Here is an 18668-nt window from a genome sequence, read left to right on the forward strand (position 1 = left end):
GACTTTACGAGGCAATCATCGATCTTAGAGCAGATACGAATAAAAATTTTAATATGAGGAGGTTAGCGATGCGTTATTCAGCCAAATTTGTAAAAAATGTTTTTAAAGTGATTAATATGAAAAAACTTGTCGGTGCAACGATGGTCGATCCACCGAAACGACGACAGTTGATCAGTCGGCGGCTGTCTCAGACGGACATCCCACAAAAAAACTCAGCGATTGACGGACATCAATTGATCACATTATTTCCTAAATTACCCACTAAACATCATGTTTTTTATTTACATGGTGGCGGGTACGCATTGGAAGCTTCCCCATTTCATAAAGAGATTCAAGAACGTTTCGTGAAGCGTTATAATCTAAAGGTCAGTTATTTTGATTATCCGTTGGCGCCGGAGAATACGGCAGAAAAAACGGTTCCCTTGACCAAAAAAGCGTTTCAACAATTGACGTATTTATATCCAGATGATTGTTTCTATCTGTTTGGTGATTCTGCAGGTGGTGGATTAGCGATGAGTTTGGCCCAGCATTTGCGTGATATCGACCTACCAAAACGTCCTAAAAAAATTGCGCTAGCGTCCCCTTGGCTGGATGCATCGCTGAGTGATCCACGCTCACAAGAACTTCAAGAAAAAGATGTCTTGTTGGAGAAAGATTTATTAGCTGAAGCTGGGGCAAATTATGCGGGGCAACTGTCTTTAACTGATCCTGTCGTTTCACCGATTTATGGGAATTTCGATTGGTTAGGAGAATTATTAGTAGTAGCAGGAACGGATGAGATTTTGTATCCTGATGTTTTGCGATTGCAAGATCGGATCAAGCGTAGCCAGGGAACGACGATGCGTTTAGAGGTCGTAGTCGGCATGATGCATGATTTTGTTATCTATCCATTAAAAGAATCACTTCCGTATGTTGATCAAATAGGAGAGTTTTATCAATAATGATTAATAAGAAGCAAAGAAGAGAGCAGATAAAACCAAAAAAATCTTATCGGGCACCGTGGCAACAAAAGGTGATCCAGATTTTACCTGTCATTGGTTTAGCAGCATTTATTCTGCTATTGATATATATTCGAAGATCTGGAGTATTCAGCTCGATTGCGGATTTACAACATTTCATTAAACATTTTGGCAGTTTTGCAGTAGCAGCATTTATTGTCGTTCAAGCCATCCAACCGATTGTTCCTTTTTTACCCGGCGGTTTTGCAACAGTCGTTGGAATGCTGATGTTTGGTAATATCCCAGGTATTTTATATAGTTATATTGGACTGGTAGTTGGAGAAATAGGGCTCTTTTTGTTGATTCGTCGTTTTGGTCCAAAATTTGCCCACCTTGTACTATCTGAGAAGAATTTTCAAAAATTTGAAACGACATTACAAGATCATACGCAAGACATCAAAAGATTATTGATTGTCTGTTTTATTTTTCCCTTTTTCCCCGATGATTTAGTTTGTCTAGTAGCAGGGATGACTGATCTTTCTTTTATCGAATACTTGAAAATTCTTTTGACCTTTAAACTTTGGTCGGTGGCATCCTATGGCTATGTTTGTTTATTTATTTTGAATAAGACCGTCGCAAATTTTTAGACCGATTGTTTTGAGGATAAAATAAGAAATAACTGTCAATAGTTCTAAATAGGAGATGGGAAGAATGATTCGTTACGGGATCTTGAGTACAGCACAAGTAGTTCCTCGTTTTGTAAAGGGGGTAGAAGAAAGTCAAAAAGGAATCGTGACCGCAATTGCTTCACGCGGCATCGAAAAAGCACAAAAAATGGCCCAAAAATTAGCAATCCCTCGTGCTTTTGGCAGCTATGAAGAGCTGTGTCAAAGTACAGAAGTCGATATTGTTTATATTGCAGTCTATAACAAGGGCCATTACGATGCGGCAAAATTGGCTTTGATGAATCACAAACATGTACTATTGGAAAAGCCTTTTACCATGACGCTTGCCCAAGCCGAAGAATTATTTCTACTTGCACAAGAACGCGGTTTATTTTTAATGGAAGCCCAAAAATCGCTTTTCTTACCGATCACAAAACAAGTGCAGCAAGCAATCAACACAGGAAAAATCGGAACGATCCACTGGTTAGATGCGGTAATGGCGTATCCTAATATCGATCACATTTCATGGTTTCGTGATTTGAGTGCAGGCGGCGGTGTCTTTCGCGGTGCAGGCACGTATCCGTTAGAATACATGCAGTATCTGTTAGCTGCTTTGCCAGAAGAATATCAAGGAATGCTTGTTTTTCCTGATGGGCAATCAGATGCGCAAGCTCAAATTACTTTACGTTTTCCAAAAGAAATAGTCGGTACGCTCTTTTTAACAGTAGAACTAGATTTAAAAAAGCAGTTGATCATTTATGGAGAAAAAGGAAAAATCATCGTTCCGGATTTTTGGAAAACAGCAACGGCTGAAATTCATTATGCAGATGGTCAGATAGAAGAGTTAAGCAGCACACAAAAAAGTGAATTTGTGTTTGAAATCGACCATGTGAACGATTGTTTGGAACGAGGACTGTTGGAAAGTCCGATAGTTACCAAAGAATTGACCTTAAAAACAGTGGCGATTACAGAAGCAATTTATGAGAACAATCAAAAATGATTGTCAATGAGGAAGAGAATGTGCTATAGTGTACCACATGCGACGAGTCGAGTGGATCTGATGATCCTTCGATACCAGAGGCACACGACGCAAGTCACCTGTCGGATTTCAGGGTGTCGGAAAGAAGCTTAGTGGACGAAGAACCTTTCTATCACATGTTGATACTGGGAAAACCCCTCTTAGAATTTATTCTAAGAGGGGTTTTTGTGTAGTCGATTAATTCCAGAGGAAAACATACAAAAAGACGATCGAATATGTCGGTCGATCGTCTTTGTCAGTTAGTTTGAAATTGGAAAGAGAAACTAACTAAAGATAGTATAGCACAAAAGTATGTTGCCACTTTTGACGATGTGATTGGCTGAAGTGCATTTTATCGTTGATTTTCTAAGAATTACCAAAAAAGTCAAATTTATGATTAAAAAGGCTGCATAATTTTAATTCGGTTGGAGTGCCCGGGTTTTTTCTATCATAATTTTACGGATCATCGAATGAAAGATTTTTAAATCTTCATACTTATCTTTGCATTCTAAAAATAAAATCGGTTTATTTTGAGCATTCTCGATTGGGAAAAATTTATTTGTACTGATGACTAGATCGACAGAATTATCTGCTAACAAAAAGCGATTGGGATCGACAAAAGTTAGTTTGACCAAGCCCTTCATACTTTCCGTAAAGAAATTTTTCAACCAAATAGAATTGAATTCTCCTTGTGAATCATCAATGAAGACCGAGATTTCACATCCAGTCATAAATTCATTTGCCAAGCTGATTGCGGCATATAGAAAGATTGCATAATCGAGTTGAGAGTAGATTAAACTATTTCGAGAATGGATATTCTCCAGTCGTAAACGCAGGTTTTCTTGTACAATCGCTATGTCTTCAGGATAAAGATTATAATATTCACCAATCGGGACATGATTGTAAAAGCTTTTGAACAGTAATCGAGTATGGACTACATATAATTCTTTTTCTAATTCATCATGATCAAAGTGAAACTCGTTGAAGAGCAAGCCGATATTTTGAAAAAAGAACTGATTGGCTTGGAAAATATTGGAGTCAATCAATTGATGGTATTTTTTTAGCTCTTGAAAGAACTGATCGTTACGATAAAAGACCATTTTTGATTGTAGAAATAATAAGATAAAATACAGCTCATCTTTAAAATTTTCATAAGCAGAGACATTTTCCTCTGTAATGAAGTGAAAATGCTGAACGAATTTATTTCCAATGAGGATTGACTCAATCGGCAATTCATTGTTTTCAATTTTATGTCCAGCTAAGTAGCGAATCAAAGTGATATCAACTAGATAGTCGTATTGGAGCTTAGTGATCGGATCGATGTGATCGGAAAGTAAAAAACTAAGCTTCTCAAAAATAAAATTCTTCTCAGTAGAACTGTCAAGTTCAAAAGGCTGTCCGTACCCACCATAAAGCTGCCAGAAAAAACTTAAAAAGAATAGACGGATTGCAGGTTCTAGTCCGGATAACACGAGTTCACCATTTCGAATATGCAGTTCGATCTCGACTTATTTAAGATAGTCTCGAACTTCGTAAACATCTTTTTTTAAAGTAGAATAACTTAAGTTATATTTTTCCATCAAGTTAGCCATTGTATTTGCTTTATTTGAGAGGAGTCCTTCTAATAAATTGATCTTGATTGAAATATGATAGATTGCCAAGGAAAGTTCTTTGTTTTCAGTATAGTGTTCTCGGGATATTTGATACATGCGTTCAGAAACGATGAGTGGAGGGATGCCGAGCTGATTTTCCACCTCATCAGAAAGGCTGGCAAGTCGTTCTAGGTATTTTAAGGTCGTTCGCTTTTCGAACCCGACTTGTTCTGAGATTTCATTGATATCGTGAAAACCAGAGTTTTCTTTTAAATAAGTGAAGATAGAAAAAAGTGCCTGACTTTCAAAATCTAATAATCGATCGATATTCATGAACAACACTCCTTTGTGTTAAAAGTATAGTCTAGTCTCATTAAGGTTGGATTAAGTAACATAGGGAAGTTCGTTTAGAGAAGTCTGCGAAAATGTACTTTTGGTTGCGCTTTATGTGAGAAATATTATGATTAAATGAAAAAATCAAGCATTAGGTTCCAAAAATTTGCGAGGGATTCTTGCATAATTTGGACCTTTTTTATTTTTTCTTAAAAAACGCATATTGCCAGGAGAAAATTGAAAGTTGGAGTGGTGATTATCAAAGGATTTCTTCCATTATCATGGCAGAAATTTTTTTAATAAATCTTCTAATAGAAGCGTAAATGGTCGTTTGACTTTGTTTTTTTTAAGGCTAATATGATGGCTGTAGTCCGGAAGTGCGCACTTCGATTGCAAAGAATTTAAAGGATGTGTCACAAATGAATAACGACGAGAAGAACGTATCTTTGAGCGAGCATAATCAGCTCACAGGTGTTCAATTATTCTCAATGACTACTTCGATGGTCATGACTGTGTACGGTTTTGCGGCCTTTGCTAAACAAGGACCAACTGCTTTGTTCTTCCTATTTTTAGCAGGTGTTTTATGGTTTATTCCTGTAACACGTACTGCCGGTGAAATGGCTTCAGTCGATGGCTGGAGCAAAGGCGGGATCTTCACATGGGGCCGTCACATGATCGGCGAACGACTTGGATGGTCGGCACTATTTTATCAATGGATTCATATTACAGTCGGTATGTGTACGATGATGTATTTTATCATCGGCTGTTTATCTATTACTTTGAATGTTCCCGTGATTAATACAAATCCATTATTCAAATTCATCATTATGATGGTCATTTTGTGGGGATTGATTTTCGCCCAACAACACGGAACAAAAATTACCGGAAAAATTGCTCAATGGAGTTTTACGATTGGTGTTATTATTCCAGTCTTCCTATTATTGTTTTTAACCATTACTTATTTAGTTAAAGGAAATCCAATGTTGATCAAAATCAATCCGCATACGATTTTACCATCAAGTTGGAGTGGAAATGTTTTGGTCGGTTTTGTTCCATTTATTCTAGCTTTTGCTGGCGCTGAAGGATCAGCGACTCATGTAAAAGATTTAAAGAAACCATCAATCTATCCTAAGGTGATGTTGGCTTTAGCAATCAGTGCGATTGTTTCTGATATTATCGGAACAATCTCTATCGCTGCAACGATTCCAAACGCTAAAATCCAATTAAGTACAGGGATTGTCTATGCATATGGTGCTTTAGTTCAACAATTCCCAGGAATCAATGTTGTCTTTATTGAACGTGTAATCGGATTGCTACTTGCTATTGGAATCATCGGTGAAATCAGTAGTTGGGTTGTCGGACCAAATGCCGGCATGTATGAAGCAGCAAAAGAAGGGTATTTGCCAGAACGTTTTGCTAAAACCAATGCGTATGGTGTTGAGACAAACGTTATGGTCTTACAAGGTGTGATTGTTTCAATTATGGCAGCACTTTTAACATTCGGTGCTGGTGGAGATAAATCGAATCTTTCATTCCAAACAGCTATGAGTTTGACTGTTGCATTGTATACCTTAATGTATATGCTGATGTTCGTTACTTATTTAGTTTTAGTCTTCAAACACAATGATTTAGAGCGTACGTTCCGTGCAGCAAAATCTAAAGTAATGCGTGTCATCATGGGTGTTCTAGGTTTTGTATTGTCAGCTTTCGGATTTGTCGTAACATTCTTCCCACCAGCTGCATACAACATGCATCAAAAACATACGTATCTGACCTTATTATTAACAGCGTTTATTATCGTTTTCTTTATTCCGTTTATTATGTATTTGTTCCATGGAAACTGGACAGTGCATCATCAAGATAAAGCTAGAAACGATGTGCATCATCCAGCACATTAAGAAATATCGTGTTGCAAAAAAGGATTTAAGATCCTTCATCATAACTAAGGAGATTTTTAATATGCATACAGATTATTTAGAAAGTTCATTTTTAGGAAGTAAAGAAGCTGCTCGCAGCATGCCTAAAGAAGTATTACCTGATGAGGGTATGAACCCTGACACAGCCGAGACGCTCGTCAATCATATTCGGTTGAATGAAGCAAAAGCAGATCAAAACTTGGCTACATTTTGTACAACTCAAATGGAACCGCAAGCAGATCGCTTGATGATGGGCTCACTTGAAACGAATGCGATTGACAAATCAGAATATCCAAAAACTGCAGCGATGGAAAATTATGCAATCAGTATGATTGCTCATATGTGGAACATCGGTGAAGGCAAAAAATTATATAAAGATTTTATCGGGACTTCAACAGTAGGTTCTTCTGAAGGTTGTATGCTAGGTGGTCTTGCGTTATTACACAGCTGGAAACATCGTGCAAAAGCTGCTGGCTTAGACATTGACAACTTACATGAACACAAACCTAACTTAGTCATCAATTCTGCGTTCCAAGTTGTATGGGAAAAATTCTGTACGTACTGGAATGTCGAGATGCGGGAAGTTCCAATGGATGAAAACCATATGTCATTAAATACTGACACTGTCATGGATTATGTTGACGAAAACACCATTGGTATTGTAGGAATCCAAGGGATTACTTACACTGGCCGTGTAGATGATATTCAAAAATTAGATGAACTTGTTTCTGAATACAACAAAACAGCAAAATTACCAATCAAGATCCATGTCGATGCAGCATTTGGCGGCGTCTTCGCACCATTTATTGATGGTTTCCAACCATGGGACTTCCGTTTGAAAAATGTAGCATCAATCAATGTTTCAGGACATAAATACGGGATGGTTTATCCTGGTATTGGCTGGATTGTTTGGCGCGAAAATACGGAAGAATATTTACCAGCAGAAATGCGTTTCTCAGTTCCTTATCTAGGCAGCAGCGTGGATTCTATTGCAATCAACTTCTCACATAGTGGTGCCCATATCGTTGCCCAATATTACAATTTGATTCGTTTTGGTCGCGAAGGATTTACTGCAATCATGAACAATGTACGCAGTGTGTCTCAACGAATCAATAAGGAATTAAAAGAACTAGGTATTTTTGAAATCATCAACGATGGTTCACAATTACCAATCAACTGCTGGAAAATTGCGGATAGTGTTGAATTAACTTGGAATCTTTATGATTTAGAAGACAAGTTGAAAGAGTACGGTTGGCAAGTACCAGCATATCCACTTCCTGCAAATCTTGACGATGTGACAATCAGTCGGATCGTTGTTCGCCCATCCATGACAATGGCCATTTGTGATGACTTTATGGAAGATTTGACTCGTGCAATCGACGATTTAAATCAGAATCATTTGATTCATCACGCATCTTAACTTATAATAGCTACTGTTATTAAAGTCCTGATAATGCAATTCACCATCAGGACTTTTAAACTGGAGGGAATCAAATTGAAAAAAGAAAAAGTAGAAGTTACCGGCGACGTACGAGTGAGATACGCACCAAGTCCAACAGGTTTTTTGCATTTAGGAAACGCGCAGTCTGCGTTATTCAACTACTTATTTGCGAAACATTATAAGGGAACTTGGGTTTTGCGAATCGAAGATACTGACTTGAAACGTAATGTACCCCATGGCGAAGAAAGCCAGATGGAGAATCTTCATTGGCTGGGTATCGACTGGGATGAAGGTCCGGATAAACCTAAAAAAGAATTTGCCCCTTACCACCAAAAAGATCGTGTGAACTTGTATCATAAATATGTACAACAATTACTAGACGCTGGTCTTGCTTATTATGACTATGCGACAGAAGAAGAACTAAAAGAATTACATGACCAACAGATCGAAGCGAAAATCGCACCGCATTATGATGGTCGTTGGTATGGCGCAACAGAAGAACAAATCGAACAAGCCAAAGCTGAAGGGCGTAAACCAACTGTTCGTTTGCATCTTCCTGAAGATCATATCTATGCTTGGGAAGATATGATTAAAGGTCGAGTTGAATTTAATTCAGACAATATTGGTGGCGACTTCATCATCGAAAAAAGTAATGGAATGGCAACATATAATTTTGCGGTAGTCATTGATGACTATTTAATGAAGATTAGCCACGTGTTGCGTGGAGATGATCATATTGCGAATACACCAAAACAAATCGCTGTATATGAAGCACTAGACATTCCTAAGCCATTGTTTGGTCATATTACATTGATTTATAGTTTGGATACACATAAAAAATTAAGTAAACGTGATAAAAATACATTGCAATTCATTAGCCAATACCGTAAATATGGGTATTTGAATGAAGCATTATTGAATTTTATCGCCTTTCTTGGCTGGTCACCAGTTGGGGAAAAAGAATTATTCACCCGGGATGAATTGATCGAAGCTTATGATATCAATCGGATGTCAGCCTCGCCTGCTTACTTCGATCAAAAGAAATTAGACTGGACCAATGCCGAATATATCAAAAAACTTTCTGTCGATGAATTGACTAAACGAATCTTGACTTTAGTTGGTGCAGCAGAAACCGATGTTGCTGAAAAATTAAAAGCTATTGGAATCGAAAACGAACCAGACTTTATAAAAAAAGTCGTAGACATCTATCATACTGAAGCCAAAACGTTGATGACATTCATGGAAAAAATCTTGTTTATCAAAAATGCGAAACAAGTGACCTTCACTTATACCGACTTAGCAGAATTTGATAGCGAAAGCGTAAAACAAATTTTGACTGTGATGTCAGCAGAATTGAAGAACGCACCAGATCCTGTGGATTACCCAGCGATCTTGTCAGTGATTCAAAAGGAAACGGGACAAAAAGGCCGTAAGTTATATATGCCGTTAAATGTCGTCTTTACAGATAGCAAATCAGCACCACAAATTACCGATATTTTATCTGTTATGCCAAAAGCGACGGTAGAACAGTTAATCGAGAATGCACTCACTTCTTTAAGTAACTAATCTCTTACTGCAGCCTTGACTGAGGGCTGCAGTTTTTTTGTCGTATGATAATCCAAACAATAAGTTGGATAAAAAAACTGCCGCAAGATTTGCGGCAGTTTCTTTTTAAATAAATAAGGCTTTATATAAAGCAATCGCAATGATTGAAGCAACGATTGGGGCAACTACAGGGACCCAAGAGTAACTCCATTGTGAATCGCCTTTATTTTTTAATGGTAATAAGGCATGCATAATACGAGGACCTAAATCACGTGCAGGATTCAAACCTGGTCCAGTTGGTCCGCCAAATGAAGCAACTAAGGTCCAAACTAAGAAACCTAAAGCCAAATGAGCAGTCCCTAAATTGTCTTGGAAAAAAGGTGCTTTGGTAATACCAAGGGCACCAAAGAATAAAATAAATGATCCGAAGAATTCATTTACAAAGCCGTTGAACTTAGAACCAACACTGTTGATTGTTGAAAATGTTCCTAGCACATGTAATTTGTCTTCAGTTTGATCGTAATAGGGTTTGTAGCTGGCTACTACGACTAATTGTCCAACCATCGCACCAAGGAATTGTACAACGATGTAAGGAAGAACTTCCGACCAAGGGAACATACCGCTAACTGCTAAACCAATTGTAAACGCTGGATTGATGTGGTTACCGCTGATACCACCAAAAATCATGGCAGGAATCATGACCCCACAACCGTATCCTACTGCAATCAACATCCAGTCACTTCCGTAACCTTTCGTCCCTCTTAAATCAACATTGGCAACTGCACCATTTCCTAGCATAACTAACAAAGCAGTTCCCAAAAACTCAGCCGCTAACCGAGTAGTCAGTGAATAATCCATAAAGACCTCCTAAAAATAATTGAAATGAAAATACAAATGAAAATTTCATTTTATATCTTAATCTGATTTCCAAAATTTAGCAAATGTTAACTCCAAAAAAACAGTAAATTTATTTAATAAATGACGATAAATGTTGCGGAGGTGACGAATCTAAGCTTTTTAAGGAAAAATTTGCTTTTAAGTAAAAAAATCTCATTCAATTGAACGAGATTTTCTTAGTTTATTAGAACAAGGTGACGAAAATTTGGATTATTTTCAATCAATTTGTGGGCTCCATAGAAATTTTTATCTGAAAAACCATTTAATTGTGCGGTCAAAATAGAAGTCAATTGATTTTTACTCCATAAATAGACCAGTAATTCCATTGCTTTGTGGGAATAAGCAATGCCTTCTTCCGTTGCAAAAGAAGTTTCTAAAAATTCTTCGCAATAAAAATGCAAATAATCAGGATCAAAATTTTTCGTTTTCTTTTTGACGAAATGTAGTAAAAGGACTTTAGCAGTTTCTTTGAATTCAGCTAGGTGATCAAAACTTTTCTCTTTTTCAGTATCTAAGTTAATCACATAGTCGACTGGCATCATTTCTGCATTAGTCAATTCACGGGACAAATGGGTCGATTGTGAAAATACGACATCAGCACCCATGTTTTTGATCCAGATTTCTGAATTGTTTTTATTGATAGTAGCGGCAACTTTCAATCCAGCCCATTTAGCTAATTGGATAATAGTCGCTCCCAGTCCGTCAGAAGTGTTTAAGATTAATAGGTTTCCTTGATTTTTTCCTGGATGCGGAATCAATTTCAACTGATTGAACAATACTTCGAAAGCTAGGAAAAAGCTATAAGAAAAAGCAGCAGCTTCATCGGTAGGAAATGAGTCTGGTAGTTTTACGACAGAGCGGACATCAACGATTTGAAAGTTGCTGTAGCTGCCGTATTTTCCTACTCTATTTACATACAATACACGATCTCCAACGTTCAATCGCGAGTTGCTGCTACCTAAGCGCGTAATAATCCCTACACCACCAAAACCTAAAATATACGGTTTTTTCGCACCTTTGATTGTTTGGCGAATCTGTGTGTCTAATGTACTGATAGAGATCGCGGAAATCTTTATCATTAGATCATTTTCTCGCAATTTGGGGAGCATGATTTTATACTGTTCAAATTTGGTATCTTCTTTTAAACGAAATTTTTTCTCGAACCCTACTGCGTCTGAAATCATTCGTGTTATCCTCCTCAGAAATAAATTTCTGAATCTCCAATAATGAAATGGCTACTTATATAATATACTTGATTTAACAAAGAGAGGGAAATAATTTCTTTAAAATAGTGAAAGAATTGAAACGTTTTCCTAATTTCTGCAGCATGATCACTCAAAAATAAAAATTTGCAGAAAAAGAATCCTTCTCTTGTGAGTCAAATGCGGGATAGGTAAAATGAGATTGGTGCATTTGGCAATCACATCTTATATAGCATACCAATTTTATTTGAAAATCACCATAAAACGGAATGAAACAATGGAAATAAAATCTAACAATGAGAATTTTGAAATGAGGAGGAACAAGATGTTTAATGAACAGAGTTTCGAAGTTTTTGAAGTTGCCGGATTAGAAGAACGTATGGCAGCGATCCGCCAAGAGATTCAACCGACTTTTCAACAATTAAATGAAAGTTTTCAACAGTTGCTTGAACCATTGGTAAATGAAAAATTATTTATCCACATCGCACAGCATCGCAGACGAACGACGTATCCACCAGAAAATACGTGGTCTGCATTGAGTCGACAAAAACGAGGCTACAAGATGGAACCGCATTTTCAATTAGGAATTGGCGGAGAGTATGTCTTTATGTGGCTAGCGTGTATTGATCAACCAAAAAATGAACGGGAGATCGCACAATTGCTGTTGGAGAATCAAGCAGTTTTTGAGGATTTATCCCCAGACTTTGTTTTATCAGGAGACCATACGAAATCAACAGTCGAAAAGTTATCACCAGAAACCCTCCAAAAATTGTTGATAAGGTTTCGTGATGTCAAAAAAGGCGAGTTTCAAATTGGGAGAATTATCCCAAAAGGTGATCCCTTGTGGAAAAATCCTGAAGCAGCACAAGACTTTATGAGCGCTACCTATGAAAAATTAGCGCCCATTTACCAACTGGCGAACCAAGCAAATCTCTTATCAGTAGAAAACTAATTTCTTAAAAAAGTTGGATAAAAAAAGTTTCCAATAATGGAAACTTAATGAGCGGCATATGTTGTGATGGGCAATCTTTTACCGAGTAGGACGCCGAGATAACCTGCAGCAAGCGCCTTGATGATACCAGGTAAGATAAATGGAATCATTCCTGCTGAAAAAGCTGTGTTCCAAGGCAAATCGCCACTAAATTTCAACCAGAGGGAACCGAACAGCAACGTAATAAAAGCGCCGATTATATTTGCAACAATCGACCAAAAATAATTGAACTGGGTTTTTTCAATAATCAAGGCAGTAAAATAAGCTTGAAAAATAAAACCAATTAAAAATCCGCCGGTTGGTCCAAAGTAGTGGGCGATTCCTGCAGCACCGCCAGCTAGTACAGGCAAGCCGATCATCCCCATCAATAAATAAATCAAAACAGCGATTGTTCCAGTCTTTTTTCCTAAAATGGTCACGACAAATCCAACCGCAAAAGTTTGTAAGGTCAATGGGATTGGACCAAGAGGGATAGTAAATTGTGCTAAAATACTAATGACAGCTGCGAACAATCCAGCTAAAACAATTTCTCGACTACTTAATTTCAATAGATTCACTCCTTCGTTAACTCAATTAAATATTTAGGTTAACGAAAGTATAAGGGAGGATTGACAAGTTGTAAAGAGAAAATTTCATTGCTGTCATTTTTTTTAGTAACTAACGGAATAAAACGCTCTTTCATTGTTTAACAGAATAAGAAAAAACAAATAAAAAAGACATCAGCTGATGTCTTTTTTATTTGTTTTGTGCGACGTAATGATTATACAGCATATCTAAAAATTGGATCTCAGTCACGTTTTGATAGGGCATTACATAAAAATTAGTTACCTGGAAAATAGTAGCGATATGCCAGAAGAAAAATGAGTAGCGCAGAATTAAAAATTCTAGTTTATAGCCGTGCATGATTTGTCGACTTAGTAAAATCGCTTCAGAAGCACTTAAACGGTCATCTTTTTCCAACAAGTAATTGGTCATCGCATAGGAAGCTGACTTTATGATTCCAGGGATAACAAACAATAACGACCATAAAAAGGTATAGATTGCGATTAAGATGTTTGCTTTTAGGATCCGATCTTTTTGTGATTTGATAAAATAAGCAAATATTTTCAAGCCATCGGCACGGTTACCTCTCAACGTATGGATTGCACACCATTGCAATACTGCAGTGGATAAAGCCGCAATCAAAAAAATTAAAATGATTGCAATGATCATCAGTAAAAACCATAAGAATAATGAAAAACTAGCATACGGACTACCGTACCCATAATTATAACCGTAACCATACGCACTATAGGGCATAAATACGCTAAATAATTGAAGCATACCATTAGCAAAAAAATGGACGTAAGCAATTTGGAAAAGAAATCCCGCGATAAATCTAGCGACAACTAGTAAGATGATTGTTTTACACCATTCGCCGTATCTGCCGGATAATTTTTCTTGGGCGCGTTTTTTTATTGCCGCGCGAGTAATATTTAGTCCTTCTGCTTGTTCAAGCTCAAGTTTGAAGGTCTCTTGAGTAGTTTGAGTAGCTGCTTCTGCTGCTTCTGCTGCTTCATTCTCGATTGACTCATCTTGTACTACATTATAGCCGCATGTCGGACAAAACTTTGCTCCCGCTCGTAATTCCGCACCGCAATTTGGACAATAGTTCATTTTCCCACCCTTTTCTTTATCATTGAAACGTACAAATAATTTTCACTTGATAATTATCATTGATAAAAGTATATTCGTCAACAAATGTTTGAAGAATTCAAAAAAACACTCAAATCCCTGCAACACAAGGACTTGAGTGTCTGTAAGAAGTCTTACATTAATTTGTTGTAGAATTCAACGACTAATGATTCGTCGATTTCTGGGTTGATTTCATCACGTTCTGGTAAACGAGACAATGAACCTTCTAATTTTTCATCGTCGAAGCTAACAAAAGCCGGACGACCAACAGCTGATTCAACTGCTTCTTTTACAGTAACCATGTTTTTAGATTTTTCACGGATACCGATAACTTGGCCAACTTCTACTTCGTATGAAGCGATGTCAACACGTTTGCCATCGACTGTTACGTGACCATGGTTGACTAATTGACGTGCTTGGCGACGAGTTGAAGCCAAACCTAGACGGTAAACAACGTTATCTAAACGACGTTCTAGTAAGATCATGAAGTTAACACCGTGTTTACCTTCTTTGATTTTGCTAGCGCGTACGAATAAGTTACGGAATTGACGTTCGTTTAATCCGTAGATGAAACGTAATTTTTGTTTTTCTGACATTTGCAAGCCGTATTCAGATTTCTTTCCGCGGCTGTTTGGTCCATGTTGACCTGGAGCGTAGGGACGACGTGCTAATTCTTTTCCTGTTCCTGATAATGAGATACCAAGACGACGAGATTGTTTCCATGATGGTCCTGTATAACGTGACATTTAAAATTCCTCCAATAAATTGTTTTGGAGTAAAATAATCCGTTGAAAAATTCATATCCGTGTAGTTCGTTCTTCAATCTTCACCTTCGCAGCCGCAGTTACACAATTGAACCAAAATTGGCAACGAACTGGGGACGGGTTATTATTCTTCTGCTGCATTATTTTACACAAATGTCAGTATAACGGAAAAGCGTCAGCTACGTCAAGTTCAGGTGTTGCTTTTTTGAAAAAAATATGTTAATTGTTGAGAGGTGATAAAAAACAACACCTGTTAGTTGACGTGTCTGTAAATGAAACAATAGAATAATTTTTTTGCAAATGTTTTGAAAGTTCTCTACAATGTAGAGATAAAAATATCTGTTCAACAAATTTATTAAGGAGCAATGCAATGGATGCGTTGATTTTTCCAACACTAGCAGAAAATGCAGAAGCAATGGCTCATTATATGAGAGACCAGTTTTCTTTTTGCGGAGTCAAAAAACCACAACGAGCACAGTTGGAATATCCGTATTTGCAAGCGAGTCTAACTTTGTCGATTCCTGCGTTGATTCACGAAATTTTTAGAAATTATCATCAAACAGAACGCGAATACCACTATTATGCGATTGATCTAGCACAAAAGAATATCCAACGATTTTCACGTGCGGAGCTGATTGAATTGCTCCCATTGTTAGCTGAGAAAAGTTGGTGGGATAGTACCGATGCATGGCGTAAAGTCTATTCCACTTGGGGTCTTGCTCATCCAGCAGAGCTAGAGCAGATCTTTGGATGGTTTTATCAACATGAAAATTTTTGGTATCGACGGGTAGCAATTATTTTACAACTTGGCTTTAAAGAACAGACCGATACGGCGTTATTGACGCGAGCAATCTTAGCAGATCTGCCGACGGATGAATTTTTTATCCAAAAAGCAATTGGTTGGGCACTGCGAGATTATAGTAAAGTGGCTCCTGATTGGGTAAAAGATTTTATGCAACAGCATTCATTAAGTAAGCTAGCCTTACGTGAGGGTAGCAAATACATATAAATGGAGAGAAAAATTTTGGAAAGAAAATTAATCGCATTAGACATTGACGGTACCTTATTGAGTAGTCAAAGAAAACCATTGGACAGCACTGTAAAGGCGTTGAAGGCATTGCGTCAAGCTGGCCATCTAGTGATTATTGCGACTGGACGTTCCCGCTTACTGGCTGGCAGCGTGATCCATCAGTTAGGCTGTACGAATTATATTATTTGTAATGGATCAGCGGCGTTTCTTGATCATGAACAAGTGTACAAACATACATTAGATCGTGAAGTATTGACACGTATGATTGATTTTGCCAGTGAACGTAAGGTAGATATTGCTTTATTTGGATTAGATTCATTTGCCCGAGTGACTCGATTCGATGAGCCAAAAGTATTAGAAGCGATGGGTTCTTTTGGTCAAAAAGCGCCAGATTATGAAGAAAATTATTTTTCTCAACACGAAGTTTACCAAGGCTGTGCGTTTTATGATCAGTCAAAAGATGCTGAGTTTGAAGCAGCATTTCCAGAATTCCGCTTAGTTCGTTGGCATGAAAATAGTGTCGATATCATTCCTAATCCCGGGTCAAAAGCGCAAACGATTTTAGCTTTAGCCAAAAGAGTCGGTATCAAACCAGAAAATATCGTCACATTTGGTGACGGAAACAATGATATTGAAATGCTGAATTTAGCTGGGACGGGTGTTGCAATGGGAAATGCGGCAACACATGTCAAAGAAGCGGCTAATCTTGTAACAGATACAAACGATCAAGATGGTATTTATAAAGCATTACGAAAATTAGAGTTAGTTCATTAATAGAAGAGGCTGTGACCACTATCGGTCACAGCCTCTGGTTATTTTCAGACTTCCTGTTTGATTCTGAAAACGGATGACAGTTTATTTATTTGTTTCTAAAACAGCGACAGGCATTACTTTTACATAGAAGACACCAACGGCAAAACCAACTAAGGTTGGCACGATCCACCCTAATCCTAAAGAAGCAAAAGGCAAATAGTGATGATACAAGGCAAGTACCGTCTGAACAGCTGGTTGTGTTGCAATCATTTCTGGCGCATTAGCGAGCATGTCTAAAACAGCAGGAAGCAAGGTGAAACCGATAGTCAACTGATAAACAAATGGATGATTATCGAAATAGCGTGCTGTCAGTGATAATAAGATCAAGGCTAATGATAAAGGATACAAGAGCATCAATACTGGTAAGGACCATTGGATGATTCGATCTAATCCGGCATTAGCGACAACAAAAGAAACGACTGTAGTGATGCGTAACCAAGTTTTATAATTGACGCGCGGGAATAATTTATGAAAATCTTGCGCGAAAGAAACAAGCAGACCCATCGCAGTAGTAAAGACACCTAATGTGACTAAAACTCCTAAGAATACTGAGCCAAAATCAGATAAGTAATAATGAACGATTTGAGCAAGTGCAGTTCCACCGTTATCAGAAAGGTTAAAACGATTAAGACTCATTGCACCGACTAATACTAAACCAAAGTAGATCAAAACTTCTAATAAGACGCTGAAAATTCCGGCTTGAGCTGTGACACGAGCATCATTTTTATGAAAACCCATCGCTTTGACTGCATGGACAAACGTGACACTAAGTGCAAGTAAAGCGACAGCATCAACCGTGTTATACCCTTCTAATACCCCATTAGTTAATGGATGCTGTGCATAATTAACAGTTGCTGAGTGTGTCAAATTCCCCATTGGATGAAAGACAGCGATTAAGAAGATGACCGCTAACAGAACAAGGAAGATTGTGTTTAAGTATTTTCCGATATAAGTAACTAGTTTGTTTTGATGAAGCGTTAAAAAGTAAGCAAGTGAAAAGAAAGCCGCTGAGAAAAGCAGCATCCCGATTCCCCAGTTTTTTTCAGCTAAGAATGGTTTAAGCCCAATTTCAAAAGCAGTTGCAGCAGTTCTTGGTGTGCCGAAGAATGGCCCAATCGTTAAATGAACGAGGATCAGAAAGAGTGCAGCATAGGTTTTTCCGACCGGCCTTGCCAAATCATAAAGCCCATCGCTTTTTGTTACTACTACTGCAAGAATGGCCAGTAGTGGGAAAAGTGCACCAGAAATAGCAAATCCCAAAGCTGACACAAACCAATGACTGCCCGCCATTTGTCCTAAATGAACTGGAAAAATCAAATTACCTGAACCAAAAAACATGCCGAAGATCAAAGAGCTTAAAACGAATAATTGTTTCCAAGAGACTTTTTTTGTTGTTTCCATCATAGATAGTTCCTCCCAAATTTTTCAAATTGTTCAAAATGTCGCAAATATCAACATCCAAAAAAATCCCCCCTCTCAACTAGCAAGTAATTAAATTCTTTACAGTACATCAACGTTTTGATAAAAAAAGAACCCTTTTTTCCGGTATCGGAAAAAAGGGTTCTTGAATGAACGGTACCACCTTTTGTTTAACTCTTTCGCAGACGATGACAGCTATCTGCTAGCCTGATAATGGTGGCAGCCACAATGTTCTACTTATCGACATTGACTCAGGAATGATGTTCAAAATAGTTGGACTGCCGCTTTCCACTAGTGACGGCTCTCTGAGAATCCGATGCTAAATCTACTGTTTCCTTCTACGTTTTCTGTAATTAATTTTTAATCATTATAACAGGAATCAAATGAATTGCAAGAGCTTCGATTAAATTTTTTTAAGCAAAGAAACAAA

At 37.6% G+C, this 18668-nt stretch carries 17 protein-coding genes; 9 read left to right on the forward strand and 8 right to left on the reverse strand.

What is annotated here, in order from left to right:
• Window positions 1-68 precede the first annotated feature (68 nt).
• From P7D84_RS05730 to P7D84_RS05740, 3 genes are all read left to right on the forward strand, one after another.
• Window positions 69-941 (forward strand): alpha/beta hydrolase fold domain-containing protein, encoded by an 873-nt coding sequence (locus P7D84_RS05730; RefSeq protein WP_311800379.1) that lies wholly within the window; start codon window positions 69-71, stop codon window positions 939-941.
• Complete coding sequence (locus P7D84_RS05735; RefSeq protein WP_311805469.1) at window positions 941-1585, forward strand: TVP38/TMEM64 family protein; 645 nt, start codon at window positions 941-943, stop codon at window positions 1583-1585. The genes P7D84_RS05730 and P7D84_RS05735 overlap by 1 nt, the downstream gene beginning before the upstream one ends.
• 64 nt (window positions 1586-1649) lie before the next feature.
• The gene (locus P7D84_RS05740) at window positions 1650-2603 is read left to right on the forward strand and encodes a Gfo/Idh/MocA family protein (protein ID WP_311800377.1); all 954 of its coding nucleotides are present in this window, start codon (window positions 1650-1652) and stop codon (window positions 2601-2603) included.
• A gap of 434 nt (window positions 2604-3037) precedes the next feature.
• Here the strand turns inward: P7D84_RS05740 and P7D84_RS05745 are convergent, their stop codons facing one another.
• Window positions 3038-4093, reverse strand: a complete 1056-nt coding sequence (locus P7D84_RS05745) for a hypothetical protein (RefSeq protein WP_311805471.1) — start codon at window positions 4091-4093, stop codon at window positions 3038-3040.
• A gap of 36 nt (window positions 4094-4129) precedes the next feature.
• Window positions 4130-4546, reverse strand: coding sequence for a helix-turn-helix domain-containing protein (locus P7D84_RS05750; RefSeq protein ID WP_311805472.1), 417 nt, complete (start codon window positions 4544-4546; stop codon window positions 4130-4132).
• Between the two features lie 419 nt (window positions 4547-4965).
• On the opposite strand from P7D84_RS05750, the gene P7D84_RS05755 reads away from it, so the two are divergent.
• The 3 genes from P7D84_RS05755 (at window position 4966) to gltX (ending at window position 9469) form a co-directional block, all read left to right on the forward strand.
• A complete protein-coding gene (locus tag P7D84_RS05755; protein WP_311800375.1) occupies window positions 4966-6444 on the forward strand; it encodes an amino acid permease in 1479 nt (492 codons plus the stop codon).
• Window positions 6445-6505: 61 nt separating this feature from the next.
• Complete coding sequence (gene gad / locus P7D84_RS05760) at window positions 6506-7882, forward strand: glutamate decarboxylase (RefSeq protein WP_311805473.1); 1377 nt, start codon at window positions 6506-6508, stop codon at window positions 7880-7882.
• 33 nt (window positions 7883-7915) lie between these two features.
• Entirely contained in the window at window positions 7916-9469 is a 1554-nt protein-coding gene (gltX, locus tag P7D84_RS05765; RefSeq protein ID WP_376715959.1) for a glutamate--tRNA ligase, read from the forward strand.
• A 105-nt stretch (window positions 9470-9574) separates the two neighbouring features.
• On the opposite strand, the gene P7D84_RS05770 is transcribed toward gltX, so the two are convergent.
• Entirely contained in the window at window positions 9575-10306 is a 732-nt protein-coding gene (locus P7D84_RS05770) for an MIP/aquaporin family protein (RefSeq protein ID WP_311805477.1), read from the reverse strand.
• 215 nt (window positions 10307-10521) lie between these two features.
• Window positions 10522-11529, reverse strand: a complete 1008-nt coding sequence (locus P7D84_RS05775) for an alcohol dehydrogenase catalytic domain-containing protein (protein WP_311800371.1) — start codon at window positions 11527-11529, stop codon at window positions 10522-10524.
• Window positions 11530-11872: 343 nt separating this feature from the next.
• Between P7D84_RS05775 and P7D84_RS05780 the strand changes: the two genes are divergently transcribed.
• The gene (locus tag P7D84_RS05780; RefSeq protein WP_311805479.1) at window positions 11873-12499 is read left to right on the forward strand and encodes a DUF1054 domain-containing protein; all 627 of its coding nucleotides are present in this window, start codon (window positions 11873-11875) and stop codon (window positions 12497-12499) included.
• A gap of 44 nt (window positions 12500-12543) precedes the next feature.
• Here P7D84_RS05780 and P7D84_RS05785 read toward each other — a convergent pair whose 3' ends face one another.
• The 3 genes from P7D84_RS05785 to rpsD form a co-directional block, all read right to left on the reverse strand.
• Entirely contained in the window at window positions 12544-13086 is a 543-nt protein-coding gene (locus tag P7D84_RS05785) for a biotin transporter BioY (protein WP_311800369.1), read from the reverse strand.
• Window positions 13087-13273: 187 nt separating this feature from the next.
• Complete coding sequence (locus P7D84_RS05790) at window positions 13274-14194, reverse strand: DUF975 family protein (RefSeq protein WP_311805481.1); 921 nt, start codon at window positions 14192-14194, stop codon at window positions 13274-13276.
• Window positions 14195-14346: 152 nt separating this feature from the next.
• On the reverse strand, window positions 14347-14958 hold the full coding sequence (rpsD, locus tag P7D84_RS05795) for a 30S ribosomal protein S4 (protein ID WP_016181608.1): 612 nt from the start codon (window positions 14956-14958) through the stop codon (window positions 14347-14349).
• Between the two features lie 388 nt (window positions 14959-15346).
• On the opposite strand from rpsD, the gene P7D84_RS05800 reads away from it, so the two are divergent.
• Window positions 15347-15985 (forward strand): DNA alkylation repair protein, encoded by a 639-nt coding sequence (locus P7D84_RS05800; RefSeq protein ID WP_311805483.1) that lies wholly within the window; start codon window positions 15347-15349, stop codon window positions 15983-15985.
• Between the two features lie 15 nt (window positions 15986-16000).
• Window positions 16001-16780 (forward strand): HAD family hydrolase, encoded by a 780-nt coding sequence (locus P7D84_RS05805; RefSeq protein ID WP_311805485.1) that lies wholly within the window; start codon window positions 16001-16003, stop codon window positions 16778-16780.
• A gap of 81 nt (window positions 16781-16861) precedes the next feature.
• Here P7D84_RS05805 and brnQ read toward each other — a convergent pair whose 3' ends face one another.
• Window positions 16862-18220, reverse strand: coding sequence for a branched-chain amino acid transport system II carrier protein (brnQ, locus tag P7D84_RS05810; RefSeq protein WP_311800403.1), 1359 nt, complete (start codon window positions 18218-18220; stop codon window positions 16862-16864).
• Window positions 18221-18668: the final 448 nt, after the last annotated feature.

The organism is Enterococcus dongliensis (assembly GCF_031927985.1).
Lineage (GTDB): Bacteria > Bacillota > Bacilli > Lactobacillales > Enterococcaceae > Enterococcus_A > Enterococcus_A dongliensis.

Bases quoted from the DNA above. Each gene is read 5' to 3' on its own strand.
- P7D84_RS05730 (WP_311800379.1), top strand. From the start codon at position 69: ATGCGTTATTCAGCCAAATTTGTAAAAAATGTTTTTAAAGTGATTAAT.
- P7D84_RS05735 (WP_311805469.1), top strand. From the start codon at position 941: ATGATTAATAAGAAGCAAAGAAGAGAGCAGATAAAACCAAAAAAATCT.
- P7D84_RS05740 (WP_311800377.1), top strand. From the start codon at position 1,650: ATGATTCGTTACGGGATCTTGAGTACAGCACAAGTAGTTCCTCGTTTT.
- P7D84_RS05750 (WP_311805472.1), bottom strand. From the start codon at position 4,546: ATGAATATCGATCGATTATTAGATTTTGAAAGTCAGGCACTTTTTTCT.
- P7D84_RS05755 (WP_311800375.1), top strand. From the start codon at position 4,966: ATGAATAACGACGAGAAGAACGTATCTTTGAGCGAGCATAATCAGCTC.
- gad (WP_311805473.1), top strand. From the start codon at position 6,506: ATGCATACAGATTATTTAGAAAGTTCATTTTTAGGAAGTAAAGAAGCT.
- gltX (WP_376715959.1), top strand. From the start codon at position 7,916: ATGCAATTCACCATCAGGACTTTTAAACTGGAGGGAATCAAATTGAAA.
- P7D84_RS05770 (WP_311805477.1), bottom strand. From the start codon at position 10,306: ATGGATTATTCACTGACTACTCGGTTAGCGGCTGAGTTTTTGGGAACT.
- P7D84_RS05775 (WP_311800371.1), bottom strand. From the start codon at position 11,529: ATGATTTCAGACGCAGTAGGGTTCGAGAAAAAATTTCGTTTAAAAGAA.
- P7D84_RS05780 (WP_311805479.1), top strand. From the start codon at position 11,873: ATGTTTAATGAACAGAGTTTCGAAGTTTTTGAAGTTGCCGGATTAGAA.
- P7D84_RS05790 (WP_311805481.1), bottom strand. From the start codon at position 14,194: ATGAACTATTGTCCAAATTGCGGTGCGGAATTACGAGCGGGAGCAAAG.
- rpsD (WP_016181608.1), bottom strand. From the start codon at position 14,958: ATGTCACGTTATACAGGACCATCATGGAAACAATCTCGTCGTCTTGGT.
- P7D84_RS05800 (WP_311805483.1), top strand. From the start codon at position 15,347: ATGGATGCGTTGATTTTTCCAACACTAGCAGAAAATGCAGAAGCAATG.
- brnQ (WP_311800403.1), bottom strand. From the start codon at position 18,220: ATGGAAACAACAAAAAAAGTCTCTTGGAAACAATTATTCGTTTTAAGC.